Below are 16,620 nucleotides of genomic sequence, written 5' to 3'. Positions count from 1 at the left end.
AGCCCGCTTGCAGCGAACTGCCAGCGGGCTCTGCTCCCTCCCCCACGTCGGGATGCAGGGCCATCCTGCGGTGTGCGAAAGCACTTTGCACGCTGCACTGCAAAACAAAACCGGCGGGTACGGGAGCGGCCGCGGCGGAAATACCATTCCACGAAGGTAGAACCCCCCGTACGGCGGGGGATGGCCGATAATCGGGCTTCCCCCCAGAAACACGTGTCGTCATGTCTGTTGATCGCATCGCCAACGCGCGTCTCCGTGACCGCGTGGTCTCCGCCGAGGCCGCAGCCGCGCTGATCCAGCCCGGTGAAACCGTGGCCATGAGCGGCTTCACCGGCTCCGGGTATCCCAAGGCCGTTCCCGTCGAACTGGCCCGCCGCATTGAAGCGGTGCACGCCCAGGGCCTGCCCTTCCAGATCAGCCTGATGACCGGCGCGTCCACCGCCCCGGAGCTGGACGGCGCACTGGCCAAGGCCGATGGCATCGCCATGCGCATGCCGTTCCAGAGCGATCCGGATGCGCGCAACCGCATCAACGAGGGCAAGCTGGACTACATCGACATCCATCTCAGCCATGTCGCCCAGCACGTCTGGTTCGGCTTCTATGGCGAGATCGATACCGCAGTGGTCGAGGTCTCCGCCATCCGCGAGGACGGCTCGCTGGTGCCGTCCACCTCGGTCGGCAACAACAAGACCTGGCTGGACCTGGCCAAGAAGGTGATCGTCGAGGTCAACGAATGGCAGCCGGCCGGCGTCGACGGCATGCATGACATCTACTACGGCACCGCGCTGCCGCCGCACCGCAAGCCGATCCCGCTGGTGAACGCCAACGACCGCATCGGCGACACCGCGCTGCGCTGCGACCCGGACAAGATCGTGGCGGTGGTGCGCACCAACGGCCCGGACCGCAACAGCCCGTTCAGCCCGATCGATGCCACCAGCGAACAGATCGCTTCGCACCTGATCGACTTCCTGCAGCACGAAGTGAAGAAGGGCCGGCTGCCGCCGAACCTGCTGCCGCTGCAGTCGGGCGTGGGCAACATTCCCAATGCGGTGCTGGCCGGCCTGGCCAAGAGCGGTTTCCGCGACCTGGCCGCGTTCACCGAAGTGATCCAGGACGGCATGCTCGACCTGCTGCGCGACGGCGTGCTGAGCTATGCCTCGTGCACCGGCTTCGCGCTGAGCCCGCAGGCCAACGAGACGTTCAAGGAGAACATCGATTTCTACCGCGAGCGCATCATCATGCGCACGCAGGAGATCTCCAACCATCCCGAGCTGGTGCGCCGCCTTGGCTGCATCGGCATGAACGGCATGATCGAGGTGGACATCTACGGCAACGTCAACTCGACGCACGTGATGGGCACGCGGATCATGAACGGCATCGGCGGGTCCGGTGACTTCGCCCGCAACGGGTTCCTGTCGGCGTTCCTCAGCCCGTCCACGGCCAAGAACGGCACCATCTCGGCGATCGTGCCGATGGCCAGCCATGTCGACCACACCGAGCACGATGTCTCGGTGATCGTGACCGAGCAGGGCCTGGCCGACCTGCGCGGGCTGACCCCGCGCAAGCGCGCGCAGGTGCTGATCGACAACTGCGCGCATCCGGATTTCCGCCCGCAGCTGCAGGACTACTTCGACCGTGCCAGCCGCGAGAGCTACGGCAAGCACACCCCGCACCTGCTGCCCGAGGCGCTGTCGTGGCACCAGCGCTGGCTGGATACCGGCACGATGAAGGGCTGAGGTTCGCCGGGCATGGCCCGGCGCTACCGGGGCATCGCGATTCGCCGGGCGTGGCCCGGCGCTGCCTGGGCATTGCGATTCGCCGGGCTTGGCCCGGCGCTACCTGGGCATCGCGGTTCGCCGGGCGTGGCCCGGCGCTACCGGGGCATTGCGATTCGCCGGGCGTGGCCCGGCGCTACCGGGGCATTGCGGTTCGCCGGGCATGGCCCGGCGCTACCGGGGCATTGCGGTTCGCCGGGCGTGGCCCGGCGCTGCCTGGGCATCGCGGCTCGCTGGAGGTGGACCCGCGCTACCGAGGCATTACGGTAGCGCCGGGCCATGCCCGGCGGATGCCCCGCATCAGCTGCGCAATGCGGCCAGCGAATCGGCCTGGATGCGCTCGTAGATCGCGAACTCGTCATTCACCGCCACGCCCAGCGCCTGCTCGAAGGCCTCGCGGTTGGCATGCGCGGCATAGGCGCGCTGTTCTTCACCGCCCAGGTTCGACTGGAAGATGCCGGCGGCGCTGACCGGCAGGAAGTCTTCGTAGACAATCGGGTCGGCCGTGGCCAGCCCGGCGGCCACCAGCACTTCGGCCGGCAGGTCGGCCACCCGCTCCGGTGCGGCGCGACCGGCATCGGTCAGCTGGTAGCGGTAATACCCCAGGCCTTCCTGGCGCAGCGTGTCATGGTCATCCGGGAAGCTGGCGAACACCGCCTGCAGGCGCTGGCCGTAGTCGCCACCGGTGCTGCCTTCGCCACCGGCATCGCGCGCCTGCGCCAGCAGCTGGTCGTACAGCGCGCGGCCCTTCGGGGTCAGGGCCAGGCCGCGCTGTTCGATCTCGCCGAAGCGCGCAGTATGGGTGCCGGCGTCGCCACCGTCGGTATCCGGGAAGTGCACCGCCTCTTCCAGCGCCTTGAAACTGGTCTGCCGCAGCAGGATCGGGCAGGCGCGGCGCGGCGGGCCTTCGATCACCGCCTTGGCCGCCATGCCGTGCTCGATCATCGCGGCCTGCGCGGCATCGATGTCCAGCGTGCGCGGGGTCAGGTGGTTGATGTGCGGGCCCCGGAAGCTGACCACGTCGGCCACCAGGCGATGGGCGTTGTGCAGCGCGTGGTAGGTCGGCAGGTCAACCGTGGCGTCGCTGTGCCAGCGGAAGGTTTCCAGCGCCTGTTCGATGAAGCGCTCGGCGTCGGCCTGCGCCAGCCCTCCATCGCGCTCGGCCTGCTCGATCAACGCCAGCGCGCCGTCGGTGAAGATGCGGCGACGGGCCAGGATCTGCGCCGACTGTGCGCGCAGGGCCTCGTCTTCGATCAGCTCCAGGCGCAGCAGCGAGGTGAACACCCGGAACGGGTTGTGGGCCAGCGCCTCGGCGGTGAGCGGTCGGAACGCGGTGGAATGCACCGGCACGCCGGCCACCGACAGGTCGTAGTAACCCACCGGGTACATCCCCATCACCGCGAACAGGCGCCGCAGCGTGGCCAGTTCCTGCACGGTTCCGACGCGGATCGCGCCATGGCGTTCTTCATCCAGGCGGCCGCGCTCGTCGTTGCGCAGCAGCTGCGCGGCCAGCGCCGGGTCCTGCTCCAGCACCTGCGTGTTGATCCGCTCCACCAGCTCCACCAGCGTGCCGTACAGCGGCACTTCGGTGCGGTACATGCGGGACATGGCCTGGGCGAACAGGCGGCGGATCACATCAGGCGAAACGAAAGAGGCGCTCATCAGTCACTCGATTACGGGAACGGGGAACGGCGAGAGCCGTATTGTCGCCGGAGTGCGCGATGGGGGCGATATGCAGAGCAACATGACGACTGCCGTTCGCCGGAAACACCCCGGTAGCGCCGGGCCATGCCCGGCGGGCTCCCTGGCCGCGCTGCACGCTCGCCGGGCATGGCCCGGCGCTACCGCTTCAGCTGGCGCTTCAGCGTGGCATCGAGGGTGATCGGCCGGTCCCAGTGCTCGTAGCTGGCCACGATGGCGTGGCGCACGGCGCGATAGTGCAGGTTCTGCGGCTTCACCGGCAGCCGCGACACCACCGCCTCCCAGCCGCCGTCCGGATTCTGGCTGAAGGCCCGCACGCTGTCGCGGCAGCTCAGGCCGCTGGCCTTGGCCCAGAAGCAGGCGAAATAGATGTCACCGGCCTGCCACTGATGGGTGTTGGCCAGCGCCGCGATGTAGCTGCGCGGAATGCCGGCATAGCGCGAGACCTCGTCGAGGAAGGCGTCGGGGTAGCGCTCGGCATAGTGGTTGATGTCGGCCAGCTGGGCGTCGATCCAGGCATCGCCGGTATTCACCTCGTAGGCCGCCGAGCGTTCGGCGGTCTGCTGGGCCAGCGCGATGGCCGGCGCCAGCAGCAGGGACAGCAGCAGCGCGCGCAGTGACAGGTTCATGCCCCGATTCTGCCGCAGCTGCCGCGCCCTGTCAGGCCGCCGCAGCGGCCTTGGCCTCGATCGCGGCCAGCGCGGCCGGCCAGTCCCACGCGGTATCGGCGTTGACCATGCGCGGTTCGTCGTCGGCGACGCCGTGCTGGGTCTCGTGCGCCCAGGTCACCGCATACGGAGTATGGATGCCCCAGCCACCCAGGGTGATCACCGGCTCGATATCCGAGCGCAGCGAATTGCCCACCATCACGAACTGCTGCATCGGCAGGTCGAATTCGGCCAGCACGCGGGCGTAGGTGTCCGGGTCCTTCTCGGACACGATCTCGATGCGCGGGAACAGGTCCGACAGCGCGGCGACCTTGATCTTGGCTTCCTGGTGGAACAGGTCGCCCTTGGTGATCAGCACCACCGGATACTGCGCGGCGATGGCGGCAACCGATTCGCGCACGCCGTCGATCAGCTCGACCGGATGGCGCAGGGTGTCATGGCCGATATCCAGGATGCGCTGGATGTCGTTCGCTTCGATGCGCTGGGCGGTGATCTCGATGGCCGCTTCGATCATCGACAGCGTCATGCTCTTCACCCCGTACCCGAACACGCCGAGGTGGCGCTGCTGCACTTCCAGCAGGTGGCGGGCGATCTGGGTGTCGTGGACGTCGATGTAGCGCGACAGCAGGTCCAGGTAATCCTGCTCGGCCTTGCGGTAGTAGTCCTCGCTCTTCCACAGCGTATCGTCACCGTCAAAACCGACCAGGCCGATGGCGCGCGACGGCGCAGGCGTGGAGGTGTTCATCGGCCAAGGATACAGGGGCGGCGATGACGAAAAAAACCCGGGCGGCCGCAGCCGCCCGGGTCTCCCATGCGCCGGTTGTCCCGAAACAACCGTGGATCAGCGGCCCTGGCCGGCGGCAGTGCCGCCCGCGCCGGCACCGGCCTGCTGCGCGGCCACGTAGGCCTTGTACTCATCGGCACTGAGCTGGCCGTCCTTGTTGGCATCGGCCTGGTCGAACACCTGTGCCAGGCCTGCGTTCACCTGCGCCTCGCTCTTGCTGATGGTGCCGTTGCCGTCGGTATCGATGCTGGCCCAGGTCTGGCCACCACCGTTGGCCTGGGCCGATGCCGCCGCGGCCGCGTCGGTCGCCTGGTCGGCGGCCTGGCCGGCCTGCGCCGCCGACTGCTGGGCCTGCGCGGCCTCGTTCTGCGCCTGCGCCGCCTGCTGCTTGGCGGTCTGCGCCATCGCCGGAATGGCCAGCACGCTGCCGGCGGCGACGATCAGGGCGATCAGGGGCTTGCGGTTGCGAATAGTCATCTGGGGTGTCTCCTTTGGGTGGTTGCGCGGCCTGTTGTTTCCGCACGGCCTCCACCCTGCCACCGTGTTTCTGAATCGATTTTGCGCCGCGATCAGCGCCCACACGCCGGGTTAACCACCGGCGCCATGGCATGCATTAGCGCGCTGGTTAGCGTGAAGTGAGTGAGGAGTAAGACGCGCATTCAGCGCCGGCGGATTTAACCGGCAGCGAACGAAAAAGCTGCGTCAGTCGACGGTTTTTTCCGCTGACCGCGAACTGAACATCAGCCATCCCAACGCAACACCGGCGAGTGCGCCGGCGATCTCCAGCACCACGCGGCTGCCCAGTTCGTTGGGATCGTGGATGGTGGACAGGAACAGGCGTGCGTACAGCGGCGACTCCAGGCGCACGATCCCCATGTAGAACAGCTTCCAGGCATCGATGCCGGCGGAGAGGATCACGGCGATGACGCATGACCAGCCGATGGCGTGGCCCATCGTCCAGTGCAGCAGCCGGCACACGCGATGCCACAGCAGGTACACCAGCAGGCCGACCAGCAGGGCGATGGCACCCGCTTCGAGCGTACCGAGCAGGCCGAAATGCAGGGGAAGGTTCATCAGCGACGCAGGGGTGAGAAGGCCGCCAGTGTAAGGGCATCGGCTGGGCTGCGCCCGGCACCCACAGGCGTCCTGGCCGTTGCCGCCGGCAACCCGTGCGGGGCTCGCCCCGCCCTACCGGACCGGCACGTCGTACGCGGTGCCCGGGTCCGGTTCGGGCTGCAGCGTGTAATGCCACCACTCCTGCGGGTAGTTGGCGAAGCCGTGGCGCGCCATCGCCCGCAGCAGCTGCTGGCGGTTGGCCACCTGCGCCGCGCTCAGCCCGGGGCTGGCGGTGTGCGCACGCGGGCCGAAGAAATCGAAGTCGGTGCCCATGTCCATCGCCGTGCAGGTGCCGCTTCGGCAGTCGAGCAGGCCCAGATCCACGGTGGCACCGCGGCTGTGCCCGGAGTGCTCGGCGATGTAGCCCTCGGCCAGCAGCCGAGGCTTGTCCAGGTCCGGATACTGCAGCGCCCTGCGCGACTGTTCCTGCGGATCACGCACCCAGGCCATGAACGCCTGCACCGCACGCACCGGGCGGTAGCAGTCGTAGATGCGCAGCGCGAACCCTGCGGCGCGCAGCTCGGCCTCGACGCGGGCCAGCGCCTGCGCGGCCGGTGCCAGCAGGTAGCACGCCGGCGCCTGGTAACCGGGCACGCGCACACCGGTGAAGTTGTCTGCACCGGCGTAGCGGATGTCCAGATCGATCTGCGGCGCCAGCGCGCGGATCTCCACCAGCCCCGCTGCAGCAGGATCGCTGGCCGTCGATACACGGGGTGGCTCAGCCGCGCGCGCCGCCGGCAGCAGGACAACCGCCAGTGCGAGTGAAATGCAGGTCCTGGAAGTCATAGCTGAAGTCGATCTCCGGATCGATGGCGCGCAGTTGCAGCGTCGGCGTGCCTTCGCCGGGCTGCAGCCATGCCTGCGCCGAAGGTTCCAGCGTATCCCAGCGCAGCAGCCAGCGCCCCTGCAGCTGCTGCACCTGCGCGCGAAGCCGCGGTGACTTGTCGACACTGAAACGCAGGCCATCGGCCTCCGGGCACAGCGACGCCGCTCCCAGCCAAGGGTCGCGATACCGTCCCTGCGCCTGCAGCAGGTCGGCCGCGCCCGCCGGACGTGCGGCGCGGGTGGACGGTGCCACGTCGCCGCGGGCGGCACGCGTCGCGCGCTCGCCTGCCAGCTCCGCCAGGTAGTACCTCGCCGGCTGCGCCTCCTGCGGCGCGGTGAACCGTTTCAACGTCGCCTGCATCAGCGCGCTGCGGGCGTCCTCGCCGTCACCGTTCATCAGCATCACCACCCCCACCCTGCGCTCGGGCAGCAGCGCCAGCGAGGAGTACATGCCGGACAACGTGCCGGTGTGCGCCACTTTCCACTGCCCATCCATGTCCGACACGCGCCAGCCATAGCCGTATCCCAGGAAACGGGCGTTTTCCCAGTCGCGCTGGCGCCTGCCCAGCGGCATCGGCATGTGCAGCGTCCACAGGGTTCGGCGCTGCCCGGCATCCAGCCAGTCCGGTGCCAGGGAAGGGTCCAGCAGCACCTGCATCCAGCGCGTCATGTCGCGCAGCGAACAGCGGATGCCACCGGCCGCCATCGAGGCCAGGTCGGGGCTGATGGTGCCATCGGCGCCAGCCACCCGCATGCGGCCATCGCGCCGCACGTGCGGCTGGGCCACGTTGCCGACCTGCTTCACCGACCAGGCACCGACCTGGCAGCGGCGCATTCCCAGCGGCGCGAACACCCGCTCGCGCAGCAGCTGGTCATACGGCTTGCCGCCGGCCGCCGCCGCCACCTCCCCGGCCACGACATACATCAGGTTGTCGTAGGCATAGCCGCTGCGGAAGCTGCTGGCCGGCTTCAGATGTGCCAGCCCGGCGATGATGTCGGCGCGGGTGAAGGCGTTGGGCTCGGGCCACAGCATCAGGTCACCGGCGCCCAGGCCGAGGCCACTGTTGTGGATCAGCAGGTCGCGGACCTGCAGGTGCTCGCCCACCCAGGGGTCATGCATGCGGAACGCAGGCAGGTGGCGGCGCACCGGATCGTCCCAGCGCAGCAGGCCGTCCTGTACCAGCGTGGCCAGCAGCGCGGCGGTCATCGCCTTGCTGTTGGAGGCGATCTTGAACACGGTGTCCTCGTCGATGCGCCCGCCATCACCGCGCACGCCCTGGGCATGCCGATAGACCACCTGGCCGTCCTCGACCACCGCCATCGCCAGCCCGGGCAGGCGCTCGTGCTGCATCACCGCCGCGACATCCGCGTCGATGCGCGCGCTGTCGGCCGCCGACGCCGGCGCGCCGGCCCATGCTGCCGGCAACAGCGCCAGGCCCGCGGCGACCAGGGGCCCATGGCAGCGCCGGGCGATGCCCGGCGGCCGCGGTGGCGCAATCCTCAGTAGGCCCACGTCACCGTCAACTGTGCGTAGCGCGGCGACTGGAAGCCGGTACCGTAGCCATACAACGGGTTGGGCGTACCGATGCTGTCCTGCGGCTCGTAGTCCTGGTCCACCGTGACCACGCGCTGCTGGTTGAGCACGTTGTACACCGCCAGCTTCAGGCGCAGGTCGGTGGGGATCGGCACCTTGTAGGAGACGCTCACGTCCAGGTCGTAGGTCCATGGAGTGCGGCCGTCGCCACCGCGCGGCGAATGCACGAACACGCGCTCGGACGGCACCGTCGACTGGCAGTTGGACACGCACACGTAGTAGCTGTGGAAGTCGGTGTCGTCAAACGGATTGCCGGCACCGAAGCGGGTGATCGGGCTGCCCGACTGCACGCCCAGGGTGGCCGCCACGCTCAGGTTCTCGGTCAGCGCATAGCTGCCACGGAACTTGAACTGGTGGCGGCGGTCGTTGGCCAGGTAGCCATAGCCCCGGTAGTTGACCCACGGATTGTCGAAGTTCTCGGTGCGGCCGGCATCGGCGAAGTCGGTATCGGAGTTCACCGGGCCTTCGGCGTTGCCGCGGCCATAGGCCAGCGTGTACGAAGCATTGAAGCCCCACCTGCCGTCCCACGCACGGTCGACCTGCAGTTCGAGCGCCTTGTAGTCACGCTTGGGCTTCACCCAGCCGCGCTGGCCCACGTAGTTGCCATCGTCGTCATACAGCGCCCAGCCTTCCTTGGACGTATCGATATCGATCCAGCCATCGTTGCTGCCATCGCAGTTGGTGTCACCCCACACCGTGTTGGTGCGCCCGGGGTTGCCCATGATCCACACCCCGTCGATCGCACCGCATTGGCCGGTGGCGGTGATGTTCATGTCATCGATGGCGTTGTGCAGCCGGCGGTAGGTGACGCTGGCGGCAACCGACCACGACTCGCTCAGCATGTGCTGGAAGCCGAGGATCGCCTCGTCCTGGTAGACCGGATCCATGTCACGGTTCACCTCGGCGCGCAGGTCGGGCACGCTGCCATCCCCCTGCGAGTTGTCGACCGGGCCGATCTGCCCGCCCAGCGTGGGAATGTTGTTGGCCGCGCCGGTGTAACCGAGGAATTCGTACCAGGTGCGCTCGTCGAGGAAGCCGCCGGCCTGCTTGATGTTGATCACGTTGGCCACCGGCAGGTAGTAGCGGCCCAGGTTGCCGAACACCTTGGTGGTGCCGTCACCGCGCACATCCCACGAGAAGCCCAGCCGCGGGGCGACCATGTTGTCGATCTTGATGTAGCTGTCGCCGTCGCCACCCTTGTTGTCGAAGCCCTCCACGCGCGCGCCGATGTTGAGCAGGAGGTTCGGGGTGACCTGCCAGTTGTCTTCCAGGTAGTAGGCCGAGTTGATGGTCTCGAACGAGCCGGCCACTTCGTAGCGGCGGGTACGTGCGACCAGGCCGCTGGCCGGCACGGTGCCGCCGTTGAGCGAACTGCCCGGCGTGCGGTAGTAGATGTCGTAGCGCAGGCCGCCCGGGCCGGGATAGGCGCGCTCGTAGTCGGAGGTGTTCTCCTCGCGGTCCAGGCCGAAGCGCAGCAGGTGGTTGCCGATGGACCATTCAAAATCGGCGCGCGCGGCCTTGCGCGTATCCAGCGCCGACTCCAGCTGCGAGCTGCTGGTACAGCTGCGGTCACCCTGCAGGTTGGACGGCACGCCCTGGCTGGCCGTGCGGTTGTCGAACACGCGATTGCAGTTTTCGTCCATCAACGAACTCTGCGTGCGGTTGCGCTTGTTCTCGCCATACATCAGCTTCATGGTCAGATCGTTGTTGACCTGCCAGCTGTAGGTGCCCGACCAGTTCCGGCCCCCCACCGTGTTGTAGATCTGGTTGTTGCGCTCGGCCGCGACGGTGCCGGTGTCATGGTCGTAGCGATAGACGTCGGTGACGGTATCGCTCTTGTCGGAGAATCCGAACAGCGACAGCATCTGGTTGTCGGTGATCTGCCAATCCAGCTTGCCGCCCCAGAACGGGTCATCGGCCTTGCCCCGGTTGAACACGGTCCCGGCATCGTTGGTCGAGTTGGGCGTGTAGTCGCGCGCTTCGTACATGCCGAAGAAGAACAGCCGGTCCTGCACCAGCGCGCCGGAGGCGAACACATTCAGTGCACTGCGCGAGTAGTCGTCACGGCTGGCGGTGATGTAGCGGCTGCCTTCGCCGTCATAGCGGTCGCGCGCCTGCGACTGCCACGCACGCGGCTCGAACACCAGTTCCGCGCCGGCCTTGAAGTCGTTGCTGCCGGAACGGGTGACGGCATTGATGACGCCACCGGTGCTGCGCCCGAATTCCACCGAGTAGCCGCCGGTCTTGACCTGGAACTCCTGGTAGAACGCGAACGGCACCGACGAGAAGCCGACCCGGTTGTAGAAGTCGGTGACGTTCAGGCCGTTGATGTAGACCGTGTTCTCGGCCACCGACGAACCACCGAAGGAGATGCCCTGCCCGCCCAGCGAGCCCTTGCCCTTCACCGCGCCCGGCGCCAGCAGCGCCACGGCGGTGATGTCGCGGTCCACCGGCAGCCGCGACAGTTCTTCGCGGGTGATGTTGGTAGCCGATTCGGTCGACTTCACGTCCACCATCGACACCACCTGCGGCGCACGGACTTCCACCGTACCCAGCGTGCTGACCGCACCCAGCGGCACGTTCACCGTGGTCGCACTGCCCAGGCTGACGGTGACCTGGCCGACACGGCTGGCCGCCCCGCCCGGCAGGCTCACCTCCATCTCGTAGGTGCCGATCGGCAACAGCGGAATGCGGTAGCTGCCGCGGCTGTCGGCCTGCACCGAACGCACGAAGCCGGTGGCCGGATTGCGCACGGTGACCGTGGCACCGGCCGGCACCTGCCCGACATCGCTGGTCAGGCGGCCGACCACGGCACCGTCCTGGGCGAAGGCACTGGGTGCCAGTGTGGCCAGGCAGGCGCCAAGGGCGACGCACAACGCCGCCCGCTTGATGTTGTAAGCCTTCATCCCCTGCTCTCTCCTGCAAGAATTGAATGGTGGTATGGGTGATATGTCGCGCTAGCGTTGCCCGGCTGGCAGGACTCGCCACTGGAAGTCATAGCTCCATTGGTCGAAGTACAGGTTGCCGCCTGCCCACTCGGCCTCGCCGCGCTGCGAGTCGACCGTTTCCGAGCGGAAGTGCTGCTTGGCCGGCACCAGGGCCTGGCCGAAATCGTCGTTGAAGGCAATGCGGTAGCCATCCAGGCCACCCAGATAGAAGTCGCGCAGGGCGGCGACGTCGCTGCCCAGCGCCCCTGTGGTTACGTCCATCGGCAGCCAGCCATACGGCGCCAGGTAGACCTGGCCCCAGTCGTGCAGATTGTTGTAACCACTGCCATCGTCGGAGAACACCATGCCCGACTGCCAGCGCGCGGGAATGCCGTTCATGCGCAGCAGCGCGATCAGCAGCAGGGTCTGCTGCCCGCAGTCGGCATGGCCGGCACGCAACGCGTAGTCGCTGATGTTGCTGATCGTGGAGTATTCGCGCGCCCCCGCCCATGGAATACGGTCGACCGCAGCGAACAGCCTGCGCACCACTTCATGGGGGCGTGTTTCCCCCTGCAGCACCTGGTCGGAGAACAGCTTCAGCGCCGGGGTGAAGCGCACATGCGGCAGCTGTTCGGCCAGGTAGGGTCGCAGCGCCGGATCGGCCGGGGTCGGTTGCACCTGCGCCGGGTCAATCGAGGTATGTCGCGCAAGGATCGTGAGCGCGTAACGGATCTCGAAGCGCGTCGGCTGCCCGGCCACCGCTTTGGCTTCCAGGTAGGCGGTGCGCTGCAGGGCGCTGGCCGGTGCCACCCGCGCCTTGCCGGGGGTGCTGCCCAGCCACTGCACGCGTTCCTGCTGACCGGGTAGTTCGCGTGGGTAGGGAATCCACGCACGAACCGTTTCGCCCGCCGGCACCGCATCGGCCTTCACCGTCAGCGATTGGGTGAATTCGATGCGCTGCGGCAGCACCGAGGCCTGGCCGCTCTGGTCGGCCGCGGCCACCACGCGCGCATGGTGCGCATTGAGCACCTCGTTCGGGCCAGGGGCCGGCATCGGCGCGTCCGCGCGGCGGCGTGCACGCGCCTCGTCACTGAGCAGGAACAGGTTCGACGGTGCGCGCTTGAAGTACCAGCGCGTGCCATCGACATCGAGATGCTCGATCAGGCCAAGCTGGTCCCAACGCGCGAACTCCTCGTCGGTCAGGTCGGGAATCCAGCGCCGCACGGCGGCCTTGGCGGCGGCTTCGTCGAGGCTGAAATCCAGGCGGATGCGCCGCATGCGCTCCTGCTGGAAACCGATGTCCTGTTCGCTGACGCCGGGCTCCGCCGCATCGGCTGCCGCCCATGTGTTCAGTTCGCTCCCCGCTTCGGCGAACCGCCCGGCATCGATCCTCTGCACGACCTGCGCGAACTGGATCGCCGAAGGCGGCGGCTGCGCGCCTGCCGACCACGCCCACAGCAACAGCGCAGCCCCCAGGCTGGCAGCAGGCAGACGCAGTTTGCGAACGGCAGGATCCACAGCGACACTTCCCCAGCGCGGGTGGTAACGGCTGTGTAACACGGGCCGGGAGACCGGTCAATAATTTATTCTTGCTTTCGGCGCCGAAAGGAATAAATATTCCAACAGGCATTCGAGGAGGGTGTGCAGCGCATGATCCTGGCGTCCCGCGAACCGCGCTGGCCTTGGCCGTGCCGGTTGACTCTGGCCCTGTGCCTGCTGGCCGCCCCGGCCTTCGCACAGGCGGCACCACCCGCACCCGATCCCGGCGCGCCACTGCCCTATGTGATCGGGCTGCACGAGGCCTACCTGACCCCGCAGTACTGGGCGGCGCGGCTGGACAACACCGATGCGCCGATCCTGGGCCGCAGCCAGATCGAGGCGCAGAACGCGCGGATGCGGGCACAGGACACCCACATCCAGGACATCACCGCACTGCCCGCGCAGCTGGATGCGGCGGCGGTGCGCGCCAGCATCACCGCGCTGTCGCGCTGGCCCAGCCGCACCCTGTACAACGACAAGGGCCAGGTGATCGCGCCCGCATTGCGCAGCGTGATCGAAGCCAATCTGGGCCTGCAGTCCATTCCCGCGCAGACGACACCGCAGTACGGCCTGGTGGTGAAGCGTGCCGCGCTGCGCACCTTCCCGACCCGCGAGCGCGTCTTCAGCAGCGTCGGCGACACCGACATCGACCGCTTCCAGGAATCGGCCCTGTTCCCCGGCGACAAGGTCGCCGTGGTCCATCGCAGCGCCGATGGAGGCTGGCTGTTCGTGCACAGCGAGCGCTACAGCGCATGGATCGAAGCCGATGCCGTCGCTAGCGGCGACAAGGCCACGGTGCTCGGCTACGGCGCGAAGGGTCCGTACCGGATCGTCACCGGCGCCACCGCGCAGACCGCCTACACCCCGGAAGAGCCGCGCGTCTCGCGCCTGCAGCTGGACATGGGCGTGCGCCTGCCGGTGCTGGCCGACTGGCCGGCCGCCGACCCGGTGAACGGCCAGCAGGCGCATGCCGCGTGGGTGGTGCAGCTGCCGGTACGCGAGGCCGATGGTCGATTGAAGCTGGTGCCCGCGCTGCTGCCACGTTCGCAGGACACCGCCGCCGACTACCTGCCGCTGACCCCGCGCCTGCTGCTGCAGCAGGCCTTCAAGTTCCTCGGCGAACGCTACGGCTGGGGCCACGACTACGACACCCGCGACTGCAGCGGGTTCGTGTCCGAGATCTACCGCAGCTTCGGCGTGCTGCTGCCGCGCAATACCAGCGCGCAGGCGGTCAGTCCGGCGCTGGATCGCCTGCCGTTCACCGCCACCGACGGCAAGGCCGTGCGCGACCGCGCCGTCACCGCCCTGCAGGTGGGCGACCTGGTCTACATCCCCGGCCACGTGATGATGGCCATCGGCCACGTCGAGGGCCGCACCTGGGTCATCCACGATACCGCGGGTGGCAGCTGGTACGGTGCCGACGGCAAGCGCGTGCAGGCCCATCTCAATGGTGTTTCGGTCACGCCGCTGGAGCCGATGATGGCCAGCGACAGCGTCCGCTACATCGACCGCATCACCAACATCCAGCGCCTGCGCGCCAAGACTCCTGAATGAAGATCACTGCCATCGAACTGGGCATGCTGCGCGTGCCGCTGAAGACGCCGTTCAAGACTGCCCTGCGCACGGTGGAAACCGTGGAGGACGTGGTGGTGCTGATCCGCACCGACACCGGCCACACCGGCTACGGCGAGGCCCCCGCCACGGCGGTGATCACCGGTGATACCCATGGCTCGATCATCGAGGCGATCCGCCACTTCATCGCGCCGCGCCTGATCGGCCAGGACGTGGTCAACCTCAACCGCCTGTGCACCCTGGTGCAGACCGCGATGGAGCGCAACAGCAGCGCCAAGGCAGCGGTGGAGATCGCGCTGTACGACCTGTGGGCGCAGCTGCATGGCGCGCCGCTGTACCAGATGCTGGGCGGTGGCGACCCGGTGATCACCACCGACATCACCATCAGCGTCGACTACATCGACAAGATGGTGGCCGATTCGCTGTCGGCGATCGACCGCGGCTTCGAATCGCTGAAGATCAAGGTCGGCAAGGACATCGGCCTGGACATCGAGCGGGTCAAGGCGATCCATGCCGCCGTCGAAGGCCGCGCCCTGCTGCGCCTGGACGCCAACCAGGGCTGGACCGCCAAGCAGGCGGTGCACGCGATGCGCACGCTGGAAGAGGCCGGCGTGGTGCTGGAGCTGCTGGAGCAACCGGTGAAGGCGGCTGACATCAGCGGCCTGAAGTACGTCACCGACCGCGTCAACACGCCGGTGATGGCCGACGAAAGCGTGTTCAGCCCAAGCCAGGTGATGGACCTGATCCAGCAGCGCGCGGCCGACATCATCAACATCAAGCTGATGAAGACCGGGGGCCTGTCCAACGCCATCCGCATCGCCGACATCGCCGGCATCTACGGGGTGCCCTGCATGATCGGCTGCATGATCGAATCGAGCATCAGCGTGGCTGCGGCCGTGCACCTGGCGGTCGCCAAGAGCGATGTGATCACCAAGGTCGACCTGGACGGCCCGTCGCTGGGCCAGTTCGACCCGGTCAGCGGCGGCGTGCGCTTCAACGAATCGGAGATCAGCATCGGCGACGTGCCGGGGCTGGGCATCACCGAAGTGCGCGGGCTGGAGATGCTGGGTTGAACCGCGCAGTCGAGCATGGCTCGACGCTACAAGGGCCGTGCCCCGGCAGATCCACGCCATGGGTGGATGCTCCTGCTCTTGCTTCTGCCCTACCCCGTACCCCCTTCGCGGCTGGCACCCGCCCGATCCATTCCATGACACGCTCTATGCTGCCAACCGCAACGCCTTTGCAGACACCCGGACACCCCGCATGCCGCCCCTGCTGAAGATCCGCACCGAGCGCGGGCAGATGTCGGCCATCGAGCGCCGCATTGCCGACTTCATCCTCGACAACGCCCACCTGCTGCGCGACTACTCCTCGCAGCAGCTGGCCAGCGCGCTCGGGATCAGCCAGTCCAGCGTGGTCAAGTTCAGCCAGAAGCTGGGCTTCAAGGGCTATCCGGACCTGAAGTACTCCATCGGCCAGGATGTCGCCCGCGCCGGCGCCACGCCGCAGCAGCCCCCGCGCGCGCCCGACGGTGGCGACGACTACCTGCGTCTGGGCGAGGCGCTTGGCCGCAGCAAGGTCCAGGCCGAGGAGGAAACCCGCCAGGCCAACCCGCGCGAGGAGATCGAGCGCATCGTGCAGCTGCTCGACGGTGCGCCCAAGCTGTTCGTCCACGGCCTCGGTGATGACGGGCTGTACGCCCGCGAGTTCGCCATGCGGTTGTCGCTGCTGGGTTTGCTGGTGGTGCCGCATACCGACCCGATCCTGATGCTGGCCAACCTCTCGGCGGCACGGCCCGGCGATGTGCTGCTGATGTTCTCCGAGTTCGGCAACCTGCCGCAGCTGTCACAGCTGTCGCGCCAGTTCCAGGACATGGGCGGCAAGGTCATCTCGATCACCCGCCACACCGCCAATCCACTGCGCGCGCATGCCGACGCGTCACTGGCTGTGTGTGCGCACGATCGCACGCCACAGGTGGCGCAGCTGCTGTACCGTAGCGCCATGCACGCCCTGCTCGATTTTCTGTTCGTGCTGCTCTGCCATGCCAATCCGGACCGCCAGCAGCAGCTTGCGGTGAACCTGGAGCGGATTGACCACCTGCTGGATTCCTGACCGGAGC

13 protein-coding genes are annotated in these 16,620 nt (G+C 67.9%); 4 read left to right on the top strand and 9 right to left on the bottom strand.

Features of this window, described 5'->3' with window-relative positions; translation table 11 throughout:
• Nucleotides 1-221 precede the first annotated feature (221 nt).
• Complete coding sequence (gene scpC / locus Q5Z10_RS02035) at nt 222-1,736, top strand: succinyl-CoA:acetate CoA-transferase ScpC (protein ID WP_303637687.1); 1,515 nt, start codon at nt 222-224, stop codon at nt 1,734-1,736.
• A 339-nt stretch (nt 1,737-2,075) separates the two neighbouring features.
• On the opposite strand, the gene hglS is transcribed toward scpC, so the two are convergent.
• From hglS to Q5Z10_RS01990, 9 genes are all read right to left on the bottom strand, one after another.
• On the bottom strand, nt 2,076-3,437 hold the full coding sequence (hglS, locus tag Q5Z10_RS02030; RefSeq protein WP_303637686.1) for a 2-oxoadipate dioxygenase/decarboxylase HglS: 1,362 nt from the start codon (nt 3,435-3,437) through the stop codon (nt 2,076-2,078).
• Nucleotides 3,438-3,616: 179 nt separating this feature from the next.
• Nucleotides 3,617-4,105: a hypothetical protein gene (locus Q5Z10_RS02025; protein ID WP_303637685.1), complete on the bottom strand. Its 489-nt coding sequence runs from the start codon at nt 4,103-4,105 to the stop codon at nt 3,617-3,619.
• Between the two features lie 31 nt (nt 4,106-4,136).
• Nucleotides 4,137-4,889 (bottom strand): HAD family hydrolase, encoded by a 753-nt coding sequence (locus Q5Z10_RS02020; RefSeq protein WP_303637684.1) that lies wholly within the window; start codon nt 4,887-4,889, stop codon nt 4,137-4,139.
• 96 nt (nt 4,890-4,985) lie between these two features.
• Nucleotides 4,986-5,405, bottom strand: a complete 420-nt coding sequence (locus Q5Z10_RS02015; protein ID WP_303637683.1) for an EF-hand domain-containing protein — start codon at nt 5,403-5,405, stop codon at nt 4,986-4,988.
• A 225-nt stretch (nt 5,406-5,630) separates the two neighbouring features.
• Nucleotides 5,631-6,002 (bottom strand): hypothetical protein, encoded by a 372-nt coding sequence (locus Q5Z10_RS02010; RefSeq protein ID WP_303637682.1) that lies wholly within the window; start codon nt 6,000-6,002, stop codon nt 5,631-5,633.
• 114 nt (nt 6,003-6,116) lie between these two features.
• A complete protein-coding gene (locus Q5Z10_RS02005) occupies nt 6,117-6,830 on the bottom strand; it encodes a M15 family metallopeptidase (RefSeq protein WP_303637681.1) in 714 nt (237 codons plus the stop codon).
• Nucleotides 6,763-8,343 carry a serine hydrolase domain-containing protein gene (locus tag Q5Z10_RS02000; protein ID WP_442758954.1) on the bottom strand — a complete coding sequence of 527 codons (1,581 nt, stop codon included), beginning with the start codon at nt 8,341-8,343 and terminating at the stop codon, nt 6,763-6,765. Before Q5Z10_RS02000 ends, Q5Z10_RS02005 begins: the two co-directional genes overlap by 68 nt.
• Nucleotides 8,344-8,369: 26 nt before the next feature.
• The gene (locus Q5Z10_RS01995) at nt 8,370-11,369 is read right to left on the bottom strand and encodes a TonB-dependent receptor (protein ID WP_303637680.1); all 3,000 of its coding nucleotides are present in this window, start codon (nt 11,367-11,369) and stop codon (nt 8,370-8,372) included.
• A 51-nt stretch (nt 11,370-11,420) separates the two neighbouring features.
• Nucleotides 11,421-12,908 (bottom strand): transglutaminase-like domain-containing protein, encoded by a 1,488-nt coding sequence (locus Q5Z10_RS01990; protein WP_303637679.1) that lies wholly within the window; start codon nt 12,906-12,908, stop codon nt 11,421-11,423.
• Between the two features lie 132 nt (nt 12,909-13,040).
• Here Q5Z10_RS01990 and Q5Z10_RS01985 point away from each other — a divergent pair, with 132 nt between their 5' ends.
• From Q5Z10_RS01985 to Q5Z10_RS01975, 3 genes are all read left to right on the top strand, one after another.
• Nucleotides 13,041-14,483: an SH3 domain-containing protein gene (locus tag Q5Z10_RS01985; RefSeq protein WP_303637678.1), complete on the top strand. Its 1,443-nt coding sequence runs from the start codon at nt 13,041-13,043 to the stop codon at nt 14,481-14,483.
• Entirely contained in the window at nt 14,480-15,574 is a 1,095-nt protein-coding gene (locus Q5Z10_RS01980; protein WP_303637677.1) for a dipeptide epimerase, read from the top strand. Before Q5Z10_RS01985 ends, Q5Z10_RS01980 begins: the two co-directional genes overlap by 4 nt.
• Before the next feature lie 190 nt (nt 15,575-15,764).
• Complete coding sequence (locus tag Q5Z10_RS01975; RefSeq protein WP_303637676.1) at nt 15,765-16,613, top strand: MurR/RpiR family transcriptional regulator; 849 nt, start codon at nt 15,765-15,767, stop codon at nt 16,611-16,613.
• Nucleotides 16,614-16,620: the final 7 nt, after the last annotated feature.

This window comes from Stenotrophomonas sp. 704A1 (assembly GCF_030549525.1).
Lineage (GTDB): Bacteria > Pseudomonadota > Gammaproteobacteria > Xanthomonadales > Xanthomonadaceae > Stenotrophomonas > Stenotrophomonas tuberculopleuritidis.
The sequence above is the reverse complement of the archived record's forward strand: the minus strand, read 5'-3'. Positions and strand labels throughout refer to the sequence as shown.